This is a genomic window from Streptomyces sp. NPDC048392, from assembly GCF_043200575.1.
GTDB lineage: Bacteria > Actinomycetota > Actinomycetes > Streptomycetales > Streptomycetaceae > Streptomyces.
The window spans coordinates 131,519-147,235 of sequence record NZ_JBICYB010000004.1 but is presented as its reverse complement, the minus strand read 5'-3'; the positions used below and the strand labels follow the sequence as shown (position 1 = coordinate 147,235).

Annotated in this window: 15 protein-coding genes; 9 read left to right on the top strand and 6 right to left on the bottom strand. The window is 72.9% G+C overall.

Annotation, left to right across the window (positions count from 1 at the left end; genetic code table 11):
• Positions 1 to 70: 70 nt before the first annotated feature.
• Complete coding sequence (locus ACGFYH_RS08870) at positions 71 to 934, bottom strand: NmrA family NAD(P)-binding protein (RefSeq protein WP_393802425.1); 864 nt, start codon at positions 932 to 934, stop codon at positions 71 to 73.
• A gap of 123 nt (positions 935 to 1,057) precedes the next feature.
• Between ACGFYH_RS08870 and ACGFYH_RS08865 the strand changes: the two genes are divergently transcribed.
• From ACGFYH_RS08865 to ACGFYH_RS08835, 7 genes are all read left to right on the top strand, one after another.
• Positions 1,058 to 1,753 carry a TetR/AcrR family transcriptional regulator gene (locus tag ACGFYH_RS08865; RefSeq protein ID WP_393802424.1) on the top strand — a complete coding sequence of 232 codons (696 nt, stop codon included), beginning with the start codon at positions 1,058 to 1,060 and terminating at the stop codon, positions 1,751 to 1,753.
• 521 nt (positions 1,754 to 2,274) lie between these two features.
• Positions 2,275 to 3,921 (top strand): ATP-binding protein, encoded by a 1,647-nt coding sequence (locus tag ACGFYH_RS08860; protein WP_393802423.1) that lies wholly within the window; start codon positions 2,275 to 2,277, stop codon positions 3,919 to 3,921.
• Positions 3,922 to 3,923: 2 nt separating this feature from the next.
• The gene (locus ACGFYH_RS08855) at positions 3,924 to 4,346 is read left to right on the top strand and encodes a roadblock/LC7 domain-containing protein (RefSeq protein WP_087809118.1); all 423 of its coding nucleotides are present in this window, start codon (positions 3,924 to 3,926) and stop codon (positions 4,344 to 4,346) included.
• A complete protein-coding gene (locus ACGFYH_RS08850; protein WP_393802422.1) occupies positions 4,343 to 4,696 on the top strand; it encodes a DUF742 domain-containing protein in 354 nt (117 codons plus the stop codon). The genes ACGFYH_RS08855 and ACGFYH_RS08850 overlap by 4 nt, the downstream gene beginning before the upstream one ends.
• Positions 4,674 to 5,348 carry an ATP/GTP-binding protein gene (locus ACGFYH_RS08845; protein WP_393802421.1) on the top strand — a complete coding sequence of 225 codons (675 nt, stop codon included), beginning with the start codon at positions 4,674 to 4,676 and terminating at the stop codon, positions 5,346 to 5,348. The genes ACGFYH_RS08850 and ACGFYH_RS08845 overlap by 23 nt, the downstream gene beginning before the upstream one ends.
• Positions 5,345 to 6,589: a cytochrome P450 gene (locus ACGFYH_RS08840; protein WP_393802420.1), complete on the top strand. Its 1,245-nt coding sequence runs from the start codon at positions 5,345 to 5,347 to the stop codon at positions 6,587 to 6,589. Before ACGFYH_RS08845 ends, ACGFYH_RS08840 begins: the two co-directional genes overlap by 4 nt.
• A gap of 11 nt (positions 6,590 to 6,600) precedes the next feature.
• Positions 6,601 to 7,824, top strand: coding sequence for a cytochrome P450 (locus tag ACGFYH_RS08835; RefSeq protein ID WP_393802419.1), 1,224 nt, complete (start codon positions 6,601 to 6,603; stop codon positions 7,822 to 7,824).
• Positions 7,825 to 7,854: 30 nt separating this feature from the next.
• Here the strand turns inward: ACGFYH_RS08835 and ACGFYH_RS08830 are convergent, their stop codons facing one another.
• Together ACGFYH_RS08830 and ACGFYH_RS08825 are read right to left on the bottom strand one after the other, a co-directional pair.
• Positions 7,855 to 8,328 (bottom strand): carboxymuconolactone decarboxylase family protein, encoded by a 474-nt coding sequence (locus ACGFYH_RS08830; protein ID WP_393802418.1) that lies wholly within the window; start codon positions 8,326 to 8,328, stop codon positions 7,855 to 7,857.
• Positions 8,329 to 8,463: 135 nt separating this feature from the next.
• The gene (locus ACGFYH_RS08825) at positions 8,464 to 9,345 is read right to left on the bottom strand and encodes an alpha/beta fold hydrolase (RefSeq protein WP_393802417.1); all 882 of its coding nucleotides are present in this window, start codon (positions 9,343 to 9,345) and stop codon (positions 8,464 to 8,466) included.
• 263 nt (positions 9,346 to 9,608) lie between these two features.
• Between ACGFYH_RS08825 and ACGFYH_RS08820 the strand changes: the two genes are divergently transcribed.
• The gene (locus ACGFYH_RS08820) at positions 9,609 to 9,911 is read left to right on the top strand and encodes a hypothetical protein (RefSeq protein ID WP_393802416.1); all 303 of its coding nucleotides are present in this window, start codon (positions 9,609 to 9,611) and stop codon (positions 9,909 to 9,911) included.
• Positions 9,912 to 10,459: 548 nt separating this feature from the next.
• Here ACGFYH_RS08820 and ACGFYH_RS08815 read toward each other — a convergent pair.
• The 3 genes from ACGFYH_RS08815 to ACGFYH_RS08805 all read right to left on the bottom strand — a co-directional run bounded on the left by ACGFYH_RS08815 (position 10,460) and on the right by ACGFYH_RS08805 (position 13,965).
• Positions 10,460 to 10,819, bottom strand: coding sequence for a VOC family protein (locus ACGFYH_RS08815; RefSeq protein WP_393802415.1), 360 nt, complete (start codon positions 10,817 to 10,819; stop codon positions 10,460 to 10,462).
• A 170-nt stretch (positions 10,820 to 10,989) separates the two neighbouring features.
• The gene (locus ACGFYH_RS08810) at positions 10,990 to 12,471 is read right to left on the bottom strand and encodes an MFS transporter (protein ID WP_393802414.1); all 1,482 of its coding nucleotides are present in this window, start codon (positions 12,469 to 12,471) and stop codon (positions 10,990 to 10,992) included.
• Positions 12,472 to 12,567: 96 nt separating this feature from the next.
• Positions 12,568 to 13,965, bottom strand: coding sequence for a DUF445 domain-containing protein (locus tag ACGFYH_RS08805; protein WP_393802413.1), 1,398 nt, complete (start codon positions 13,963 to 13,965; stop codon positions 12,568 to 12,570).
• A 198-nt stretch (positions 13,966 to 14,163) separates the two neighbouring features.
• Here ACGFYH_RS08805 and ACGFYH_RS08800 point away from each other — a divergent pair, with 198 nt between their 5' ends.
• Complete coding sequence (locus ACGFYH_RS08800) at positions 14,164 to 15,528, top strand: SGNH/GDSL hydrolase family protein (protein WP_393802412.1); 1,365 nt, start codon at positions 14,164 to 14,166, stop codon at positions 15,526 to 15,528.
• Positions 15,529 to 15,717: the final 189 nt, after the last annotated feature.

Here is a 15,717-nt window from a genome sequence, read left to right as displayed (position 1 = left end):
CCCGCAGCCCCTGCCTCCGCGGTGAGGCGCCGCCTCCCGTATCCCTCTGCCGCAGGGCATCCCGCAGCCCTTACCGCAGGGCCTCCCCCAGCACCTCCCGCATGTCGGCCGGCTCCCGGCCCAGCAGCGTGCCCAGCGTCGGGTCGGTGGTGGCGAACTCGCCGGTGCGGGCGGCGGCGAAGATGCCCAGGAGCTGGTCGGCGTAGTGCGCGGGGACGCCCTGGGCGATCAGCTGGTCGCGGAAGCCGGCCCCGGGTGCGGTGGTCCTCGTGAAGGCGCGGCCGGTCACCTCGGCGGCGAGGGCCGCGATGTCGTCGAAGGTCAGCGCCCGCGCCGCGGTGAGGGGCGGGGTGGGACCGTCGAAGCGGCCCTCGTCGGCCAGGATCGCGGCGGTCGCCTCCGCGAGGTCGGCGTGCGTGGTCCAGGCGACCGGGCCGTCCGCGGGGAGCCGGATCTCGCCGGTCTCCCGGGCGTGGTCGAGGAAGCGCGTCGCGCTGGCGGCGTAGAAGCCGTTGCGCAGCGAGGTGAAGGGGACCCCGCAGCCGCGCAGGATCTCCTCGGTGGCGGCGTGGTCGCGGCAGGCCTGGAAGTGGGAGGCCGCACCGGCCCCCATCTGACTGGTGTAGAGGATGCGGCGGGCGCCCGCCGCGACGGCCGCCTCGATCGCGGCGCGGTGCTGCTTCACGCACTCCTCACCCAGCTTGTCCACGGAGACGACGAGGACCTGTGAGGCGCCCTCGAAGGCGTGGGCGAGGCTCTCGGCGTCCGTGAAGTCGCCCCGCCGTACGCGGACGCCCCGGTCGGCGAAGGTCCGGGCCCGCGGGTTCTCCGGGTCGCGGACGCTGACGCCGACCTGTTCCGACGGCACCCGGGTGAGCAGGTGCCCGACGATCCGGTGTCCCAGTTGTCCGGTGGCTCCGGTCACGATGATCATGATGCGCTCCAAATGTCCACAGGGAGTGTTCAGGGCGATTCCCCGTCACTGTTTCCAGCGGAATCACTAATACGGTAACAGTGATAATCACGATGGCAACACGAAGGCGGTATCGTTGATTCCATGCCATCCCGTTCTTCCGACCAGACCCGGCAGCGGGTCATCGAGGCCGCCATCGGTCTGCTGACGCGCGGCGGCCGCGACGCCGTCACCACGCGCGCGGTCGCCGAGGCGGCCGGGCTGCAGCCGCCGGCCATCTACCGGCTGTTCGGCGACAAGGACGGACTGCTCGACGCGGTCGCCGAGCACGGCTTCGCGAGCTTCCTCGCCGCCAAGCACGTCGACCCCGCCCCCCGGGACCCGATCGAGGACCTGCGGGACGGCTGGGACCTCGCGGTCGAGTTCGGTCTGGCCAATCCCGCGCTGTACACGCTGATGTACACCGAACCCGCGCGGACGGGCTCGGCCGCGTTCAAGGCCGGTATGGAGATCCTGATGGGCCGCATGCGGCGGCTGGCCGCCGGTGGATGGCTGCGCGTGGACGAGGAGCTGGCGGCCCAGATCATCCACGCCACGGCGCGCGGCGCGGTGCTCACCTGGCTGTCCCAGCCCGAGGACCGGCGCGATCCGGCCCTCTTCACCACCCTGCGCGAGTCCATGGTCGCCGCCGTCACCAACGAACGGCCGGCCGTGCGGGACGCCGGCCCGCAGGGAGCCGCCCGAGCCCTGCGCGCCACCCTGCCCGAGCAGACGGTACTCAGCGACGCGGAGCGGCTGCTGCTGAACGAGTGGCTGAAGCGTCTCGCCGACGCCGGCTGAGCCGCCGCCGGAAGGGCGCTACCAGGACGTCAGCCCGCTGGCCAACTCCCTTTTCAGTCAATGACGTTCGGCCGTCATCCGGGCATTTTTCGCGTCAAACCCCCGACGGCTCCGGCTGGTAGTCACGAGGTTGACACGAGGTGTGAGCACAAGCGGTAGTGTCCCCTCCTGTACGTCGAACGCCGTTCGCGGATACGGGAGTTCGAGGTGATGGCCGGGGGTGCGCGTTCCCGTCCCGCTTCGAGTCCGCGTCGTCGGCGCCCCCTGCTCGTACCGGCCCCTCGCGTGTTCCTGGGAGTTCCATGTCGTGCGCCCCCGCCGCCGCCCGCGCCGCTGCCGACTCCGCGGCACGGGGTGCCCATGGGAGACACCGGTCCGCCGGGGCCCGTTGAGAGCCCGGTCGGCACCGGGCCGGCCGTCGCGCCCCCGCCGTCGCGCCCCGCCCCTGCGCCGCGCCCCTGTGCGCCGTCCCGCCTCGGCCACCTCGCCCACACCGACGGCTTCCGATCCGTGAGGACCTGATGACTGAACTGATAGTGACCGCCGCCGCCGTGCTGGCGGCGGCCGGCGTCGGGGCCGCGTGGTACTTCCGGCGCAAGGGCGTGCAGGCCCGGCGCCGGGCCGAGCAGCTGCGCGAGCACGCCGACCGGCTCACCCTGCAACTCGTCGCCGCCGAGCAGTGCGTGGGGCATTTGGCCGCCACCGTGATCCCGGCGGCGGCCAACGGCGGGCACGGCGGTGCGGGGCCCGAGGGCGGGCTGCCCGTGCCGGCGCAGCTCGACGGGACGCCGCTCGCCGAGCGGCTGCGTGCCGTACCCGGCGCGGTGGCCTCGGCAGTGGGTGACGTACGGACGCAGGAGCGGGCGGCCGCCGAACGGGCCGCGGCCCACGCCGCCGAGCAGGTACGGCAGGACACCGAGCGGCAGATCGCGCAGGTACGGCACGAGTCCGTCGGCGTGGCCCGGGCCGCCGTGCGCGGCTTCGCCAACAACGTCGTGGCCCGGTCGGCGCGGCTCGGCCGTGCCGTCAGCCAGGGCGTACGGCGGCACATCTCGGACGAGGCGTACGCGACGCTCGTGGAGATCGACCATCTCACGCAGCAGATGCTGCTCACGGCGTCCGGGTACTCCGTGCTCGCCGGGGACAAGCTGTCCCGGCGCTGGCCCGCCACCACGCTGACCGACATCGTGCGTGCGGCCATGGGCCGGATCGAGGGGTACGAGCGGATCAAGCACCCCGAGATGGGGTCCGTGGTGGTCGAGGGCCGCGCCGTGGAGGCGGTCGTGCACGCGCTCGCCGTACTGCTGGACAACGCGCTGCGCTACTCGCCGCCCGCCGCCAGTGTCCACGTCTCGCTGGAGCAGGGGCACCACGCGTGCTTCCTGATCGTGGACGACGCCGGACTGCGCATGGACGACGAGCGGCTGCTGTGGGCCAGCGACGTGATGTCCGGCGAACAGCGCGACGACATCACGCGCCTGGGCGCCCACCCTCAGACCGGGCTGCGCGTCGCGTCCCTGCTGGCGGAGAACTACGGCTTCCGCGTCGAGCTGACCGCGCCCAACATCTACCAGGGGACCAGGGCCATGGTCGTCCTGCCGAAGAACCTGACCGTCGACCCTGCGGTGGCCCAGCCGGTACCGAGGCCCGCCGCCCCGGCGGCCCAGGTGACCCAAGCGGCTCCGGTGACCCAAGCGGCCCCGGCGGCCCCGGCGGTGGCCGCGTCTCCCGTCGCGCCCGATGCCACCCTGGTATCTGCCGCAGTCGCCGAGCCCGCCGGGACCCCGGCCGCAGCGGCGGTACCCGACTCGGCCACCTCCACCACAGGTGTCCCCACGGCCCAGGCCGCCGCGGCCGTACCCGACTCGGCCACCTCCACCTCCACCGCCGCAGGCACCCCCGCGCCCCCGGCCGCCGGGGCCACACCTTCGGGCACCACCGCCAGCGGTCTGACCGTCCGCCGGCGCTCCACCGCGCCCGCCCCCGCGCGGCGCCCGGCCGCCCCCGACGACACCGGGCCCGGCCGTCCCGCCGTCGCCGCCGCCTGGGCGGCCGGGACCCGTCGCGGCCGGGACGGGGAGCAGCCCTCGCAGGCCTCCGCCGACACCGCGACCCACACCGCCGCCCGCACCACCCCCCACGACGCCGCTGACGACGAAGGACACTGATCGTGCAAGACACACACACCAACAGCCTGGGCTGGCTGCTGGACCAGGAACTCGGCAGCGTCGAGGGCGTCCGGTACGCCGTGCTGATGAGCAGCGACGGACTGCTGAAGGCCCGTACCCAGACGATCGGCCAGGACGACGGGGAGAAGTTCGCCGCGCTGACGGCGGCGCTGCGCGCGGCGGGCAAGGCCTGGGACGAGTTCACCGGCGGCGCGGGGATGCGGCAGCTGCTGATCGAGTCGGTCGGCTGCATCGGCCTGACGACGACCGCCGCGAAGAACACCATGCTCTCGGTGTGCACGACCGGCCCCGACGCCGACGTCGGGCTGATCTCCCACCACATGGTGCGGCTCGCCACCCGGGTGGGACACGAGCTGGCCACGGAGGAGCGCGTGCCGGTCGCGGACGGCGGCTCACCGGTATGAGCGGGCCGCGGCGCGATCCCGACATGGTCCGGCCCTACGTCCGCACCGGGGGCCGGATCCGCGCGCGCGAGGACGTGCGCCTGGAGAGCGTGGTCATCGCCGCGACCGGTCCCACGGACACCCTCGGCCCGGACGCCCGCCGGGTGATGCGGCTGTTCGCCGGCGCGGACGGCGGCCTGGCCGTCGCCGACATCGCCGCCGCGCTGGAGCTGCCGCCGTCCACGCTGCGCATCCTCGTCTCCTCGCTGATGGACTCCGGCCACCTCTCCAGCCCGGTCGCCGCGATCGACGACCAGCCCGACTTCGACCTGCTGCAGGAGGTACTCCGTGGACTTCGCTCCATGGTCTGACCGGACCGACCAGTCCGACGGAGCCGACCGGCCCGGCGGAGCCGACCGCTCCGACCGGTCCGTCACCTACGTCCCGGCCACGGTGACCCGGTCCGCCAAGATCGTGGTCGCGGGCGGTTTCGGTGTCGGCAAGACGACGCTGATCGGCAGCGTCTCGGAGGTACGGCCGCTGCGCATGGAGGAGCCCATCACGCAGGCCAGCGCCGGTGTGGACGACCTGCGCGGCACCCCGCACAAGACGACGACCACCGTGGCGATGGACTTCGGCCGCATCCACATGGCCGGCGGACGGCTCGCGCTGTACCTGTTCGGGCTGCCGGGGCAGTCCCGTTTCCGACCGCTGTGGGAGGACCTGGCCGAGGGCGCCCTGGGCTGCCTGGTCCTGGCCGACACCCGCGACCTCGACGCCTCCCACGACGCCCTCGGTCTGCTGGACGGCGCGGGCATTCCGTACGCCGTCGCCATCAACACGTTTCCCGGTTCCCCGGGTTACCCCGAGGCCGAGCTGCGCGAGGCGCTGGCCCTGGAACCGGCCACGCCGCTGACGTACTGCGACGCCCGCGACCGCACCTCCTCCCTGCACGCCCTGATCACGCTCACGGAGTACCTCTCCGAGCACCGTTCAGCCGCCCTCCTGGAGTCCCGCCGATGACGTTGCCCGCCGCCGAGACCGCGCCGACGAGTGAGCCGGGCCGGATCGCCCTGTACGCACCGGAGTTCGCCGCCGACCCGCACGCCGCCTACCGGAGCATGCGCCGCACCCACGGTCCGCTCGTCCCCGTCGACCTGGCGCCCGGCGTCCCCGCGACCCTGGTGATCGGCTACTACCAGGCCCGCCGCATCCTGAACGACCCGCTGCACTTCCCGGCCGACCCCCGCGCGTGGGAGAAGCTGATCCCGGCGACCTGCCCGGTGCGGCCGATGATGGAGTGGCGGCCCAACGCGCTGCGCTCGGGCGGCGCCGAGCACGCCCGCTACCGGTCCGCGAACACCCACGCCATCGACAAGGTGGACCAGCACGGGCTGCGCGCCCTCGTCGAGCAGGTCGCCTCCGACGCCATCGACGGGTTCCGCACCGTCGGCTCGGCCGACCTGCTCACCCAGTACTCCTTCCCCATCGCCTTCCGCGTGCTGAGCGCGCTGCTCGGCTGCCCGGACGAGATCGGGCAGCGCATCGCCGACGGCATGGCGAAGATCTTCGACACCACCAACGCCGAGCAGGGCAACCTGATCCTCGCCCAGGCCGTGTCCGACCTCGTGACCCTGCGCCGGACCCACCCCGGCGACGACATCACCTCCCGGCTGACCCTCCACCCCGTCGAGCTGAGCGACGAGGAGATGGGCCATCAGCTCGTCACGCTCTACGGCGCCGGGATCGAGCCCATGACCAACCTGATCAGCAACACGATCCTGAAGATCCTCACCGACGAGGAGTTCTCCGCGGACCTGCACGCCGGGCTCTCCACGGTGCGCGACGCGCTCGACGCCGTCCTCTACACCGACCCGCCGATGGCGAACTACTGCATCTCCTATCCCCCGTACCCCGTCGACGTGGAGGGCGTGCTGCTGCCGGCCGACCAGCCGGTCGTGATCTCGATGGCGGCCGCGAACAACGACCCGGCCCTCACCGAGGGCGTGCCCGGGGGACAGCACGGCGGCAACCGCGCCCACCTGGCCTGGAGCATCGGACCGCACACCTGCCCCGCACGCTCGCACGCCTACCTCATCGCCGAGACCGCGGTCACCCACCTCCTGGACGCGCTCCCCGAGACGGATCTCGCCCGCCCCCTCTCCGAACTGACCTGGCGACCCGGGCCGTTCCACCGCGCCCTCGAAGCTCTGCCCGTCACCTTCCCCGCCGCGCGGCACGCCGCGCACCGAGCCGCACACTAAGGAGCCAGTCCATGGCGACCCAGCAGCCCGCCCTCGTCCTCGACCCCACCGGCGCCGACCACCACGCCGAGCACCGCACCCTGCGGGAGCGCGGCCCGGCCACCTGGGTGGACGTCCTCGGGGTCCAGGCCTGGTCGGTCAGCGACCCCGTCCTCCTCAAACAGCTGCTCACCAGCCCCGACGTCTCCAAGGACGCCCGGGCCCACTGGCCCGCCTTCGGCGAGGTCGTCGGCACCTGGCCGCTGGCCCTGTGGGTGGCGGTGGAGAACATGTTCACCGCGTACGGGCCCAACCACCGCAAGCTGCGCCGGCTGGTGGCGCCCGCCTTCAGTGCCCGTCGCGTCGACGCGATGCGGCCGGCCGTCGAGGCGATGGTGACCGGGCTCGTCGACCGGCTCGCGGACCTGCCCGCCGGTCAGCCGGTCGACCTGCGGCAGGAGCTGGCCTACCCGCTGCCCATCGCGGTGATCGGTCACCTCATGGGCGTGCCCGAGGACCAGCGGCCGGACTTCCGGGCCGTCGTGGACGGCGTCTTCGACACCACCCTGGACCAGGCCGAGGCGCAGGCCAACACCGCGCGCCTGTACGAGATCCTGGACCAGCTCATCGCGACCAAGTCCGCCGGCCCGGGCGACGACACCACGTCCCTGCTCATCGCCGCGCGCGACCACGAGGACGGCGCCCGCCTCTCCCCCGACGAGCTGCGCGACACCCTGCTGCTGATGATCAGCGCCGGTTACGAGACCACCGTCAACGTCATCGACCAGGCGGCGCACACCCTGCTGACCCGCCCCGACCAGCTCGCGCTGGTCCGCAAGGGCGAGGTCACCTGGGCGGACGTGGTGGAGGAGACGCTGCGCCACGAACCGGCGGTCAAGCATCTGCCGCTGCGGTACGCGGTCACGGACATCGCCCTGCCGGACGGGCGGACCATCGCCCGCGGGGAGCCGATCCTCGCCTCGTACGCCGCCGCCAACCGCCACCCGGACTGGCACCAGGACGCCGACACCTTCGACGCGACCCGCACGGTCAAGGAGCACCTGGCCTTCGGCCACGGCGTCCACTTCTGCCTGGGCGCACCGCTGGCCCGCATGGAGGTGACCCTCGCCCTGGAGAGTCTCTTCGACCGCTTCCCGGACATCCGCCTCGCCGATCCGGCCGAGGAGCTGCCGCCCGTGCCCTCCCTGATCAGCAATGGCCACCAGCGGCTCCCGGTCCTGCTGCACGCCGGCTGAGCGGCAGGCGCGGGACAGGGGCCGGTGGCCTCAGCCGAACATTCCCGGCTCGTAGTCGCCCGCCGGCTGCTGGGTGATGACGTTCATGCGGTTGTACGTGTTGATGACGGCGATCAGCCCGACCAGTGCGGTGAGCTGCTCCTCGTCGTAGTGCCGGGCGGCGTTCGCCCAGGCCTCGTCCGTGACACCGCCGGCGGCGTCGGCGATGCGGGTTCCCTGCTCGGTCAGTTCCAGGGCGGCGCGCTCGGCGTCGGTGAAGACCTCGGCCTCCCGCCACGCCGCGATCAGGTTGAGGCGCAGCGCGGTCTCCCCCGCCTTCGCGGCGTCCTTGGTGTGCATGTCGAGGCAGAAGCCGCAGCCGTTGATCTGGCTGGCCCGGATCTTGACCAGCTCCTGGGTCGCGGCCGGCAGGGTCGAGTCGCCCACGACCTTGCCCGCGGAGTTGATGTGGCGCAGGAGCTTGCCCGCCAGCGGGTTGGCGAACATGTTGAGACGAGCTTCCATGGTGGGTCCCTCCGTAGTCGGCCGCCGGCCGTTGCTGGTGGCCGTCGGCCGTTGCTGGTCGGCCGTACACAGCTACGACGGAGGGCGGCGGTGCGATGTGACAGGCCGGCGCGGGGATCGTCTGTGACCTGCGTCTCATCCGTTCGGAGTGGTGCGTTCCAGCAGTCGGCCCAGTGCCGCCGTCACCGCGGCCGGGCGTTCGTCCATCACCCAGTGGCCCGCGTCGTCCAGCATCGTCAGTTCGGCGCGTGGGACGGCCTCGGCCAGCCCGGCCGCGATCGCCGGGCTCAGGTACGGGTCCGCGCGGCCCCAGACGACCGCCGTCGGGCAGGGGATCTCGCCGAGGCGTCGGCGCAGTTCGGGACGGGGCGGGGTGCGGTAGTCGCCGAAGTAGTGGAGCAGCCAGCGGCGGCCCTCGGCGGTGGCCATCCAGCCGACGTAACCGTCCAGGACGTGGGCGTCGAGGTGGCCGGCGCGCACCAGCGGCGCGAAGGAGCGGCGGTGGAGGGCGGCGTAGGGCAGGCGCATCGCCGGGCGGCGGAGTACGGGGCTGCGTCCGGCGAGGCTGACCAGGCTGAACGCGGCGTACCAGCGGCGGGTGAACGTGGCGTGCGCGCGGCTGTTGAGGATCGCCAGCCGGCGCACCCGCCCGGGGTGGGTCTCGGCGAAGCCGAGGGAGAGGAAGCCGCCGTAGTCGTGGCCGACCAGATTCACCGAGTCCAGCTCCAGCGCGTCGAGGAGCCGGCCGAGCCGGGCGACCTCCGTGTCGTAGTCGAAGGACAGGTGGAGGGGGCGGTCGGACATGCCCCAGCCGAGAAGGTCCGGGGCGATGACCCGGTGCCGGACCGACAGGGGCGGGACCTGGTGGCGCCAGCAGTGGTGGTCGGCGGGGTAGCCGTGCAGGAGCAGTACGGGCTCGGCGTCGGGCGGTCCCGACTCCCAGCACGCCACGCGGGCGCCGTCCACCGTGACCCACCTGGCGCGGGACCGGTCCGTGCCGGGACTCTGCGTACTCATCGGCTTCCTGCTCCCTCGATCGGTTCCGTCCGTACGTTCCCCCTCCGCTGCCCTAACCGGGCGGATGCCCGCAGGTGCCGCGGTCAGGGCACGATGTTCGGCCAATCGAGCGGCCAGCACCGGCACCGGCACCGGTGTGCGGCGCGACCGCGGGCACGGCGCGCACGGCGCACACCCCCGGCGCGTGCGCCGTGCCCGGTCAGGATTAGCCTCGGTTCCAGTAGTCGGCGCGGCCGGAGCAGTGGCAGGAGCAGGAGGCGGACATGGCGAGGGTTCCCAGCGCGGTGGTGGCCGCGGGCGGTCTGGTCGGCGGGTACGGCGTGGCCCGCTGGACGAAGAAGCGGCAGCTCGGCGGGGCTGTGCTCGCCGTCGCCTGGGCCGCCGCCGCACAGCAGTGGCGGGAGCGGGCCGGTGGCAGGGCCGCGGGAGCGCTGTCGGCCGCGTACGTCGCCGGATTCGCGGGGTCCCACCCGCTGGCCAGGAAGGTGGGCGCCTGGCCCGCCGTCCTCGGTGTCGCCGGTGCCGTGGCACTGGCCTCCTGGGCGGTCGCCGACCGGCGCGCCTGAACACCGCGGCACACCCCGAGCGCTCCGACGCCCGAGCACCGTGTCGCCCGAGCACTCCGACGCCCCGGCACTCCGACGCCCGAGCACCACGACGCCGGTCAGGACCAGCGACTCAGCACCGGGTGGCTCAGCACCGGGTGGCTCAGCGCCAGCGACTCAGCACCGGTGGCCGGGACCAGTGGCCCGGCACCGGGGGCTCAGCCCCAGCGACCCGGGACCAGTGGCCCAAGACCAGCGGCTCGGCGCCGGTGGCCGGGACCAGCGGCTCGGCGCCGGGGCCCACCCCACCAGCAGCCCGGGACCAGCGGCTCAGCACCGGGGCTCGACACCAGCGACGTAGACCAGCGCCTCAGCACCAGCGGCTCGGCGCCGGGGTTCACCCCACCAGCGGCCCAGCACCGGTGGCCCAGGACCAGTGGCCCAGGACCGGGGCTCACCCCACGAGCGGCCCAGGACCGGTGGCCCAGGACCAGTGGCCCAGGACCGGGGCTCACCCCACGAGCGGCCCAGGACCGGTGGGCGGGCACCGGCGGCCCAGGAAGGGACGTTCAGGACCGGTGGGTCAGTACGTTGACCACCCGGCCGTTCGGATCCCGGACGAAGAAGCGCCGTACGCCCCACTCCTCGTCCTGCGGCTCCCGCACGATCTCGGCGCCCGACGCGACCACCTGCGCGTAGACCTGGTCGACGTCCTCGACCTCCACGCTCAGGTCGGGGACGACGGGCGCGGTGCGTTCCTCGGTGAAGAGGCTGATCTGGGCGGTGGGGTTGGACGGGGAGGCCAGGGTCGTCACCCAGCCCATGTCCATGACCTCCTCGAAGCCGAGCAGGCCGTAGAAGTCACGGCTCGTGTTCCACTGTCCCTCGGCCTGGACGTGGATGTTGGGGACGATTCTCCGGACGGTCATCGCACGACTCCTATGGTCCCGTTGCTCCAGCCGATCCATCTGCTCCGGCTTCTCCAGCTGGTTCAGCCAATCAGGCTGCCCCTGCTTCTCCAGCCGGCAGCCGGTTCAGCCAGCCGGGCTACTCCCGCTGCTCCGGCTACTCCCGCTGCTCCGGCTGCTCCGGCGGACGCCTAGGATTTCGCCCCCACCGACGACAGCGGTTCCGCGATGTCCTCCAGCGAACGGCGTTCCGCCTTCACCGCCAGGAACGCCGCCACCAGACCGGCCGCGCACATCAGGCCGGCGCCGATCTGGAAGGCGAGGACCGTGTCGCCGACCACGCCGGACTCGGTCAGGTTGGCGAAGAGCAGCGGGCCGCTGATACCGCCGGCGGCGGTGCCGAGGGCGTAGAAGAAGGCGATGGCCATGGCGCGGGTCTCCATGGGGAAGATCTCGGAGACGGTCAGGTACGCGCTGGAGGCGCCCGCCGAGGCGAAGAACAGCACCACGCACCAGCAGGCCGTCATGGTCGTCGCCGTGAGCGAGCCGCGGTCGAAGAGCCAGGCGGTGCCGAAGAGCAGGATGCCGGAGAGCAGATAGGTGCCGGAGATCATGATCCGGCGGCCGACCGTGTCGAAGAGCTGGCCGAGGAGCAGCGGGCCGCAGAAGTTGCCGGCGGCGATGACGGCGAAGTAGTAGCCGGTGCTGCCGGTCGGCACGTCGAAGAAGGTGATGAGGATGGTGCCGAAGCCGAAGGTGATGGCGTTGTAGAGGAAGGCCTGGCCGATGAAGAGGGACAGGCCGAGGACCGCGCGGCGCGGGTAGCGGCGGAAGACGGTCTTGGCGATCAGGCCGAAGCCGATGCTCTTGCGCTGGTGGATCGTGATCTCACCGGCCGGCTCGGGCAGCTTCTCGCCCTTCTCCCGCTCGACCTCCCGTTCGACGGAGGAGACGAGTGCGTCCGCCTTCTCGCCCTGGCCGTGGATGAACTGCCATCGTGGGCTCTCCGGGACGTGCCGCCGCACCAGGAGCACCACCAGGCCCAGGACCACACCGAGGGCGAAGCTGAGCCGCCAGCCGAGGTCCTTGGCGAAGATGTCGGTGTCCAGCATCACGATGGACAGCAGGGCGCCGCCGATCGCGCCCAGCCAGTAGCTGCCGTTGATGACGAGGTCGACCCGGCCCCGGTAGTAGGACGGGATCAGCTCGTCGACCGCGGAGTTGATGGCCGCGTACTCGCCGCCGATGCCGAAGCCGGTGAGGAAGCGGAAGAGGAAGAACCACCAGGACTCGAAGGAGACCGCGGTCAGCGCGGTGGCCGCGAGATAGACGACCAGCGTGATCATGAAGAGCTTCCTGCGGCCGTGGCGGTCGGTCAGCCAGCCGAAGAACAGGGCACCGGAGCAGGCACCCGCCACGTACAGGGCGGCGGCGAGGCCGGTGACCTGGGCCGAGCTGATGTCCAGGCCGCTGCCGTCCTCGGCGATCCGTCCGGCCACGTTGCCGACGATCGTGACTTCCAGGCCGTCCAGGATCCAGACGGTGCCCAGGCCGATCACGACCATCCAGTGCCACCGTGACCAGGGGAGCCGGTCCAGGCGGGCCGGCACGGCCGTGGTGACCGTGCCGGTGGAGGCGGGCACCGAGCCCGACGACGACGATTCTGCTGTCATGGCTCCCTCTCCGTCGAGTGAACGCCTCACGTGTGCCCTGCACCGGAAGGACCACGCCCGCCGTGCGGGGATGCCGCAGGGCCGCCCGCGGCAGCCCTACGCCCCCAGGATGCGGGAGACCGTGTAGATCAGCAGCCCGGCCAGCGAGCCGACCACCGTGCCGTTGATACGGATGAACTGGAGGTCGCGGCCGATGTTCGCCTCGATCTTCTTCGTGGTGTGCTCGGCGTCCCAGCTCGCCACCGTGTCGGTGATCAAAGAGGTGATCTCCTTGCGGTAGGTGGTGACCACGTACACCGCGGCGCTCTCCACCCAGCCGTCGACCTTGCCCTGCACCTTGGGCTCGGAGGCCATCCGGGCACCGAGCGACAGCAGCGAGGCCCGGACCCGGAGGCGCAGTTCGCTGCGCTCGTCCTCCGCCGCCGAGACGATCATGGCTCGTACGGCCGTCCAGGCGGACGCGATCAGGTCCTGGACCTCGCCGCGGCCCAGCACCTCGGTCTTCAGCCGCTCCACCCGGGCGCGGGTCTCCGTGTCGGACTGGAGGTCGGAGGCGAAGTCGGTGAGGAAGCGGTCGAGGGCGCCGCGCGCGGGGTGGGCGGGCATGTCGCGCATCTCGGTGACGAAGCGCAGCAGCTCCTTGTAGACCCGCTCGCCGACCTTCCTGTCGACGAACCGGGGCGTCCATCCGGGTGCTCCGCCCTGTACGGCGTCCATCACGGAGTCGCCGTGCAGGACCAGCCAGTCGTGGGCGCGGGAGACGATCAGGTCGACGGCGCGCCGGTGGCCGCCGTCGGTGACGACCCGGTCCAGCATCTTGCCGATGCCGGGGGCGATCTCCTGCGCGTCGGCCCGGCGCGTGATCGCCTCGCCGACCACCGCCTGGACGTCGGAGTCCCGCAGCACGGTGAGGGCGCCTCGCAGGGCGGCGGACAGCTCGGCCGTCACCCGGTCGGCGTGCTCGGGCACGGCGAGCCAGGCGCCGAGGCGGCTGCCGATGCCGACGGCGCGCAGCCGCTGGCGTACGACGTCCTCGGAGAGGAAGTTCTCGCCGACGAACTCGCCCAGCGACACGCCCAGCTGGTCCTTCTTCTTCGGGATGATCGCGGTGTGCGGGATGGGGATGCCGAGCGGGTGGCGGAAGAGGGCGGTGACGGCGAACCAGTCGGCGAGCGCGCCGACCATGCCGGCCTCGGCGGCGGCCGACACATAGCCCGCCCAGGCGCCCGCGCCCCGGTGGGAGGCCCACTCGGTCAGGACGTAGACCACGGCGACGAACAGCAGCAGGCCGGTGGCGGTGAGCTTCATCCGGCGTACACCGCGGCGCTTGACCTCGTCGGCCGGGCTGAAGGACGTCATCGCGCGGTGGTCGCGGACCGCGCCCGCCGCGCGCACGCCGGCGCCCGCGTCCGCCCCCGCGCTCCGCGCCGGGCCTCCCCCGTCCCCTCCGGAACCTCCGGTACCTTCGGGAAGTTCCGCTTTCGTGCGTTCCATCCGCTCCACCGTTCGCTGATACGTCCCTCACACATTGTCCCTTCCCGACCGACTCCCGGAACGGAACACAAGTTCCCGGCGTCTGTCCGGGAGGGGGAACGCGCGGGCCTCCCGCGGCCTTTCCTCCGCCCGTGACGCATCATGGGTTCATCGGACCGGAGCCTCCGGGCTCCCCTCGCCCGAGGAGAACAGCACAGCATGACCCGGCGTCCTGACGGGGGTGCGGGGGCGCCCCCCACCAAGCACCGTGCCCTGCTCGCGGTGATCGTCACCCTGATCGTGGCGATCTCCGCCGCCATATACGCCGGGGTGTCCGCGGACGACGGCACCGGGGACCGCGCATCCCTGGCCGGTGGCCGTCTCCCGCGGGGTGACGCCGCCCCCGCCTCCACGGGCGCCTGGGTGGGCGCCTGGGCCGCCGCACCGGCCGCGGCCGAGCCGGGCACCGAGACGACCGGCATGGCGGGCCGCTCGGTGCGCAACGTCGTGCACGCCTCGGTCGGCGGCACCAGCGCGCGGATCACCCTGTCCAACCTGTACGGACAGTCGCCGCTGACCGTCACGCACGCCTCCGTCGCCCTGGCCGCGGGGCCCGGCACGGCTGCCGCGATCGCCGACACGATGCGCCGGCTGACCTTCGGCGGCAACGCCCGGGTGATCATCCCGGCGGGCGGCCGGGTGATGAGCGACATCGCCCGCATCGCCATCCCCTACGGGGCGGACATCCTGGTCACCACGTACTCCCCCGTCCCGTCCGGGCCGGTGACCTACCACCCGCGGGCCCAGCAGACCAGTTACCTCGCCGACGGCGACCGCACGACGGACGTCACCGCCGTCGCGTACACCACCCCCACGCCGTACTGGCGCTATCTGACCGCGCTGGACGTGCTGAGCCACGAGGCCGAAGGCACGGTCGTCGCCTTCGGCGACTCGATCACCGACGGCCTCGGTTCCGAGGCCGGCGCCAACCACCGCTGGACCGACGTCCTCGCCGAGCGGCTGCACGGGGCGGCCGGACCCGGCCGGGACGCGCCCCGCTACAGCGTCGTCAACGAGGGCATCAGCGGCAACCGGCTCCTGACCGGCGGGGCCGGCCGCCCGGCCGACAACCCGAGCGCGCTGAGCCGCTTCGAACGGGACGTACTGGAGCGCACCGACGTCAAGGCCGTCGTCGTCCTCCTCGGCGTCAACGACATCCTGCACAGCCCGGAACTCGCCGACCGCGACGCCATCCTGGCCGGTCTGCGCACCCTGGTCGACCAGGCGCACGCCCGGGGACTCAAGGCCGTCGGCGCGACGATCACGCCGTTCGGCGGTCACACCGGTCACACGCCCGCCCGGGAGACGATGCGGCAGGAGATCAACGAGGAGATCCGCTCCGGCCGGGTCTTCGACGCGGTCGTCGACTTCGACAAGGCCCTGCGCGATCCCTACGACCCGCGCCGGCTGCGCTCCGGTTACGACAGCGGCGACCACCTGCATCCCGGCGACAAGGGGTACGCGCGGATGGGCCGGGCCCTCGACCTGGACGTCCTGAAGGGCGCCGCGCCGATCGAGGCGTGAGGACGCCGATCGAGGCGTGCGACCGGGGACCCGCCGGGAAGCCGTGGCCGAGGCCGAGGCCGCCGGGAAGCGTGACCGCCGAGGATGGCCGCCGAGGGTGACCGCCGGGGATGGCCGCCGAGGGTGACCGCCGGGGATGGCCGCCGAGGGTGACCGCCGGGGATGGCCGCCGGGAAGCGTGGCCGAGGC

Excerpts from the sequence above, each read along its gene's own strand:
- ACGFYH_RS08830 (WP_393802418.1), bottom strand. The coding sequence starts at position 8,328 with ATGGAAGCTCGTCTCAACATGTTCGCCAACCCGCTGGCGGGCAAGCTC.
- ACGFYH_RS08800 (WP_393802412.1), top strand. The coding sequence starts at position 14,164 with ATGACCCGGCGTCCTGACGGGGGTGCGGGGGCGCCCCCCACCAAGCAC.
- ACGFYH_RS08810 (WP_393802414.1), bottom strand. The coding sequence starts at position 12,471 with ATGACAGCAGAATCGTCGTCGTCGGGCTCGGTGCCCGCCTCCACCGGC.
- ACGFYH_RS08835 (WP_393802419.1), top strand. The coding sequence starts at position 6,601 with ATGGCGACCCAGCAGCCCGCCCTCGTCCTCGACCCCACCGGCGCCGAC.
- ACGFYH_RS08850 (WP_393802422.1), top strand. The coding sequence starts at position 4,343 with ATGAGCGGGCCGCGGCGCGATCCCGACATGGTCCGGCCCTACGTCCGC.
- ACGFYH_RS08870 (WP_393802425.1), bottom strand. The coding sequence starts at position 934 with ATGATCATCGTGACCGGAGCCACCGGACAACTGGGACACCGGATCGTC.
- ACGFYH_RS08825 (WP_393802417.1), bottom strand. The coding sequence starts at position 9,345 with ATGAGTACGCAGAGTCCCGGCACGGACCGGTCCCGCGCCAGGTGGGTC.
- ACGFYH_RS08865 (WP_393802424.1), top strand. The coding sequence starts at position 1,058 with ATGCCATCCCGTTCTTCCGACCAGACCCGGCAGCGGGTCATCGAGGCC.
- ACGFYH_RS08805 (WP_393802413.1), bottom strand. The coding sequence starts at position 13,965 with ATGGAACGCACGAAAGCGGAACTTCCCGAAGGTACCGGAGGTTCCGGA.
- ACGFYH_RS08860 (WP_393802423.1), top strand. The coding sequence starts at position 2,275 with ATGACTGAACTGATAGTGACCGCCGCCGCCGTGCTGGCGGCGGCCGGC.
- ACGFYH_RS08815 (WP_393802415.1), bottom strand. The coding sequence starts at position 10,819 with ATGACCGTCCGGAGAATCGTCCCCAACATCCACGTCCAGGCCGAGGGA.
- ACGFYH_RS08820 (WP_393802416.1), top strand. The coding sequence starts at position 9,609 with ATGGCGAGGGTTCCCAGCGCGGTGGTGGCCGCGGGCGGTCTGGTCGGC.
- ACGFYH_RS08840 (WP_393802420.1), top strand. The coding sequence starts at position 5,345 with ATGACGTTGCCCGCCGCCGAGACCGCGCCGACGAGTGAGCCGGGCCGG.